The 6,058-nt window shown below is 80.6% G+C and carries 2 protein-coding genes; one reads left to right on the top strand and one right to left on the bottom strand.

Annotated elements, in window-relative coordinates:
• Positions 1 to 1,506 (bottom strand): protein kinase (locus AB0E83_RS34780; RefSeq protein WP_362120721.1); only part of this gene is annotated, 1,506 nt, incomplete at its 3' end.
• A gap of 571 nt (positions 1,507 to 2,077) precedes the next feature.
• Here AB0E83_RS34780 and AB0E83_RS34775 point away from each other — a divergent pair.
• The gene (locus tag AB0E83_RS34775) at positions 2,078 to 6,019 is read left to right on the top strand and encodes an FHA domain-containing protein (protein WP_362120719.1); all 3,942 of its coding nucleotides are present in this window, start codon (positions 2,078 to 2,080) and stop codon (positions 6,017 to 6,019) included.
• The last annotated feature ends 39 nt before the right edge of the window (positions 6,020 to 6,058 follow it).

Here is a 6,058-nt window from a genome sequence, read left to right as displayed (position 1 = left end):
GGCGGGCGGCTGCGGCCGCTGGGGCTGCTGCGGCTGCTGGGGCGGCGCGTACTGCTGCTGCGGGGGCTGCGGGGGCGCGTACGGCTGCGGGGCGGGCTGCTGCGGCTGCTGGTACGGCTGCGGCGGGCGCGGGGCGGGCCGCTGCTGCTGGTACGGCGGCTGCTGCGGCCGCTGGTGCCCCTGGGGCTGCTGCTGGTACTGCTGCGGCGGGGGCCCCTGCTGGTACGGCGGGGCCTGCGGCGGCTGCTGCGGGCGGCGCGGGGGGCGGCGGCGCAGCGGGTCCTCGGCGGGGTCCAGGTACTGGACCTGGGTCTGCTCGTTGCGGTCGCGGGCCGCGCGGAGCTGGGTCTGCCAGGGGTGCGGGTCCTCCGCCGGCGGGTCCGCCGGCATGGCGGGCATGACGGCGGTCGGGTCCGCCGCGCCGGCGGGGCCGCCCGTCGGCAGCACCGCGGTGGGGTCGGCGGCGCCGGCCGGTCCGCTGGTGGGCAGGACGCTGGTGGCGGCGGCCGGGTCGAAGGCCGCGGGCGCGCCGGAGCCGGCGGGCAGCACCTGCGTGGGGTCCGCGGCGCCGGGGGTCTGCGGGACCTGCGCCGGGTCGGGGTCCGGGGCGAGGAGGGCGCCGACGCCCTCGGCGGCCTCGATCTGGGCGGGCGAGGCGTGGACGCCGATGCCGGCGGCGACCGTGCGCAGGCCGCGCGCCAGGTTGACGGCGCTGGGCCGCCGGTCCGGGTCCTTGCTGAGGCAGCGCTCGATGACCGTCCACAGCGGGCCGGGCACGGTGGAGGGCCGGCGGGGCTCCTCGCTGAGGTGCATGTGGAGGACTTCGAGGGCGGTGCCGCCGGCGAACGGCGGACGGCCGGTGACCAGCTCGTACAGGAGGATGCCGGCGCCGTAGATGTCGACGGCGGAGGTCTGCGGGCGGCCCTCGGCGGACTCCGGCGCCACGTACGCGGGCGTGCCGACGAACTCGTGGGTGCGGGTGAGGCCCGGGGAGTCGGCGAGGCGCGCGATGCCGAAGTCGGTCAGCATCGGGTGCATGGCGCCGTCCCGCTCGGCCAGCAGCACGTTGGCCGGCTTGAGGTCGCGGTGGACGACGCCGTCGGCGTGGCTGGCGGCGAGCGCGTCGGCGATCTGCGCGGTGAGCAGGGCGGCGGCGACCGGCGTCAGCGGGCCGCTCTCCCGCAGGTAGCGGTGGAGGTCGGGGCCCTCGACGAGGTCCATGACCAGGGCCAGGACGTCGCCCTCGACGACCAGGTCGCGGGTGCGCACGATGTTCGGGTGCGTGAGCCGGAGGAGGACGGACCGCTCGCGCAGGAAGCGCATCACGATGTCCGCGTCGTTGGCCAGCTCCTCCTTGAGGACCTTGATCGCGACGGTCTCGCCGGGCTGGCCGGGCACGGCCGCCTCGGCTCCCGCCGTCTCCCTCTGGCGGGCTCGCCAGACGGTGCCCGTGGCGCCGCGGCCGAGCGGCTCCTCGAGCAGGTACTTGCTGCCGATTGGCCGCACGTCACGCGCTCCCTGCTGATCGTGGTCCTGGTGGCCGGTACCGCTCGGCGTACCGAGCCGGGGCCCCGGAGGTCCTCTTGTTCTCTGTTGTGACCCGTCCGGGTGTCCGACCCACTCTAGTGCCGCCGAACGGGTCACAGCCCGGTCGTCCACAGGCGGATTTCCGCTGACCCGTCCGAACCCGGAGGCCGTCGGGCGGTCGTCCGTCGCCGCCCGGACGCACGGGCGGAACCACGGGCGGATCCACCGCCGGGATTCCGTCCGAACTTGTCCGGAAGAAGACGCTCCTCCGGCCGGGATGGTTGCCGCACCGGCTTCGCGGCCCTGCCCGACCTGGCGTTTTCGCGTCACGCCCGGAGGCTCCGGAGGACCCTTCAAGATCACTTCGGGGTGACCCGGCGGCGGGTTGTCTGCGGCAGGTGCGAGGATGCCTCCAGCACGTCGCATCGGTGGGGTCGGGAGCCCCCGCGCCGTGCCGACCTGTACCGGGCGACGCGTCCGTGCCGGGTGGGGGGAGACACGGGGCGGTCCCTCCGCCGGGCAGCTCGCGCAGAAGGGACCGCTGACGGCGATGCAGATCCGGCTGACCGTCCTCGCGCCGCACGCCGGCCACGGCGCCGGGCGCGCCTGCGACGTGCTCGTCACGGCCCCCGCGGGCACGGCCCTGTCCGCCGTGGCCTCGAACCTCGCCGCCGCCGTCACCGGCCCCGACGCGTCCGGCTCCGGCACGCCCGTGCTGTACGCGGGCGCGGAGCGGCTGGACGCCCGCCGCTGCGTGCTGGGCGAGCCGCCGCTGGTCGACGGGGCGGTGCTCGCGCTCCAGGCCCCCGATCCGGACGACCGGGCCGACCTCGCCGCCACCGCCTCCTCCGCCGCCCGGCTGCACGTGGTCGCGGGCCCGGACGCGGGCGGGGTGCACCTGCTGCACGGCGGGGCGATCAGGATCGGCCGTTCCGTCGAGGCGGACGTGCCGCTGGACGACCCGGACGTCTCCCGCGCCCACTGCACGGTGACCGTCGCCGACGACGGCCGGATCACCGTCGCCGACCTCGGCTCGACCAACGGCACGACGCTCGACGGCGTCCCCGTCGGCGACCGCCCGGTGCGGCTGCGCCCCGGCGCCCTCCTCCGCCTCGGCGAGTCCACCCTGCGCCTCACCGCCCCCGCCGGCGGCCCGGCGGAGCCCGGGGCGCTGCCCACCGCCCCCGACGGCGAGGGCCACCTCCGTGTCCCGTCGCCCGCCGCGGCCGCCGGGCCCGAGGACGGCGCGGCACGGCCGGCCCGGTCCGCGGAGCCGGACGCGACCGCCGCCCGGACCGCCCAGGACGGCCCCCCGCGCGCGTGGCCCGCTCCCGCCGGGACGGCGGAAGCCGGGGGCGCCTGGACCGGGCAGGGCCCCGAGACGCACGGCGGTGCCCAGGGGGTGCCGCTCGCCGAGCCCCGGCCGGACGCGGGGCACGCGCGGGCGCGCGAGCCCGAGGGCGGCGGGGGCGAGGCCCACAGCCGCCTCCGCACGACCCCGGACGGCGCCGACGCGACCACCCGCAGGGCCGGCCGGCGCGGGCTCGGCGCCTGGGCCCGGCGGCTCGCGGGCGGCCGCGAGGCGGAGCCCGGGGCCGGCGCCCGCCCGTCCCCGGCCGACGGCCCGTCCGGGACCTTCGCGCCCGGCGCCCTCGCGGCGCCCGACACCTGGCCCGACCCGTCGGCCGTGCTGCTCACCGCCCTCGGCCCCGGCCCCCGGCTGTGGGAGCGGGGACCGCGCCACCCCGAGGCCCTGGCCGTCCGGCTCGGCACCGCCGACCGCGCGGAGCTGTCCGGGGTGCCGGTCACCGTCGGGCTGCGCGAGGCCGGCTCCCTGGGCCTGGCGGGCCCGGCGGACCGGCTGGCCGGCCTGGCCCGTTCCGTGGTGGCCCAGCTGGCCGCCCTGCACTCCCCCGCCGACCTGGAGATCGTCCTGGTCAGCGCCGACCGCAACCGCTCCCTGGAGGAGCGGCGGCGCGCCTGGGGCTGGCTCGGCTGGCTCCCGCACGCGCGGCCCGCGCACGGCCAGGACTGCCGGCTGCTCCTCGCGTACGACCGCGAGCAGGCCCGGGCCCGTACGGCGGAGCTGACCCGGCGCCTGGACGACGGCCCGCTCGGGCCCGGCTGGGCCAGCGCGGACCGGGCCGCGGTCGCGGAGGCCGCCGCGCGGTACGAGGGCCCCGCGACGGTCGTCGTCGTGGACGGCGACCCCGGCACGGCGGCGCTCCGCGAGTCGGTGGCCCGGCTCGCCGGGGCCGGCGCCGCGGCCGGCATCCACCTGATCTGTCTGGCCGAGGCGCCCCCGGCCTCCCCCGCCTCGCCGGTCGCCGCCACCTACGAGGCGGCCTGCGCGGCCTCCCTCGCCTTCCGCGAGTGCGGGGCGGCGGCCCTGCTCAGCGGTGACGTGGCGACGGCGCTGCGACTGCTGCGGACGGCCGGCGGGCGGGTCGCGGGCCACGGCACCGTCGGGGTCGTGGACGCGGTCTCGGTCGCCTGGGCGGAGCGCTTCGGGCGGGCGCTGGCCCCGCTGCGCCCGGACTCGGCGTCGGCCGCCCCCGGGCGGGCCGCCGCGCTGCCGCCGTCGGCCCGGCTCCTGGACGAGCTGGGCCTGGCCCGCGCCACGCCCGCGTCCCTGATGGCCCGCTGGGCGTCCGCCGGGGAGGGCACGGCCGTCCTCGGCACCGGCCCGCGCGGCCCCCTCTCCGTCGACCTCACGGCGGAGGGCCCGCACCTGCTGATCGAGGGCCCGGCGGGCAGCGGCCGTACGGAGCTGCTGCGCGCCGTCGCCGCCTCCCTCGCGGCCGGCGCCCGCCCGGACCGCCTCGGGCTGCTCCTGGTGGACGGCGCGGGCGGGGAGCGCGGCGAGGGCCTCGCGGCCTGTACGGAGCTGCCGCACGTCACCGAGCACCTGGTGGCGGCGGACCCGGTCCGGATGCGGGAGTTCGCCCAGGCGCTGGGCGCGGAGCTGAAGCGCCGCGCGGAACTGCTCGGGGACGCGGACTTCGCCGACCGGCGGAGCACCCGCGCGTTGATCGGCCAGCGGTCGCCGAGCGCGGCCGAGGCGGTGCCCCAGGGCGTCCGGGCGGCCGTCCGGCTGCCCGGCGCGGCGGAGCTCGGGGACCGCCCGAGCGGCCGGACCCTGCGGACGGGCGCGGGCGCGGTGGGCGACAGCCCGCCGGGGGCCCGGACGCCGTACCAGGGCCCGGACGAACTCGCCGACCGGCCCTCCGGCCGCATCCCCCGTCCCGCCGACGGCGAGCGCCGGGGCGCGGACGAGCTCCCGTCGACCCCCAGCGACCGGCTGGGCGGCCGCGCCCACGTGGGCGACCTCCCGGCCACCTTCGGCGGCCGTCTCGGCGGCCGCGCGGCGGCCGCCGACCTCTCCTCCCGCCCCAGCGGCCGCACCCTCCGCACCGACGCCCCGGCGGACGGGGTCCCGGGCACGGCGAGCGGGCGCACGGCGTACCCGGGCGCGCGCGACCTCCCCGGGACCGCGAGCGGCCGGACGCCCCACCCGGGCTCCGGCGACGTCCCGGGCGCCGCGAGCGGCCGGACGGCGTACCCCGCCCCCGGCGGCCGCGCCCCCTACCCCGGCACGGAGGACGTGACCGGCACGACGAGCACCCGCACGCCCCACCCGAGCGCCACCGACCTCCCCAGGACCACCAGCGGCCGCACGGCGTACCCGGGCTCCGGCGACGTCCCCGGGGCCGCGAGCGGACGCACGGCCCACCCGGGCGCGGGAGAACTCCCCGGAACCGCGAGCGGCCGGACGCCGTACCCCCGCTCCGGCGACGTGACCGGAGCCGCGAGCGGACGCACGCCCCACCCGGGCTCCGGCGACGTGACCGGAGCCGCGAGCGGACGCACGCGGCGGGCGGGCGAGGCGCACGGGGCGGGCGGCGCGCGGGTGCCCCGGCCGGGGAGCGAGGAGGACCACCTTCCGCGTCCCGCCGCCGGACGGGGCCCGCTGCCCCGGCTCGTCGTGCTCGTCGACGACTTCGACGCGCTCGTCGCCCCCGCCCTCGGCGCGCCGGGCCGGCCCGCCGCCGGGTCCGTCGTCCGGGTCCTGGAGACGATCGCGCGGCACGGGGAACGGCTCGGGGTGCACCTGGTCGCCACCTCGGCCCGGCCGGACCGGACCGCCGACACCGAGCTCGCGCACGGCGCCCGGCTCCGCGTGGTGCTCGACGCGCCGCCGAGCGCGCCCGGCCCCGACGTGCCGGCGCCCGGCCGGGGCCGGCTGGGCCACCCGGACGGGCGCGTGACGCCCTTCCAGGCGGGCCGCGTCACGGGCCGGATCCCCCGGACGGCGACCCTGCGGCCGACGGTCGTCCCGCTGGAGTGGGAGCGGATGGGCGACCCGCCCGCCCGCCGCCCGGTCCGGGAGCTGGGCAACGGCCCGACGGACCTGGCGCTGCTCGCAAGCGCGCTCGACCGGGCGGCCCGGTCGGTCGAGGCCGCCCCGGTCCCCCCGCTCACCCACGCCTGAGGAACCCCGCCTGCCGGGGGCCGGACGTCCGGCCCCCGG

It is taken from the genome of Streptomyces sp. NPDC035033 (assembly GCF_040636735.1).
Classification (GTDB): Bacteria; Actinomycetota; Actinomycetes; order Streptomycetales; family Streptomycetaceae; genus Streptomyces.
The sequence above is the reverse complement of the archived record's forward strand: the minus strand, read 5'-3'. Positions and strand labels throughout refer to the sequence as shown.

Excerpts from the sequence above, each read along its gene's own strand:
- AB0E83_RS34775 (WP_362120719.1), top strand. The coding sequence starts at position 2,078 with ATGCAGATCCGGCTGACCGTCCTCGCGCCGCACGCCGGCCACGGCGCC.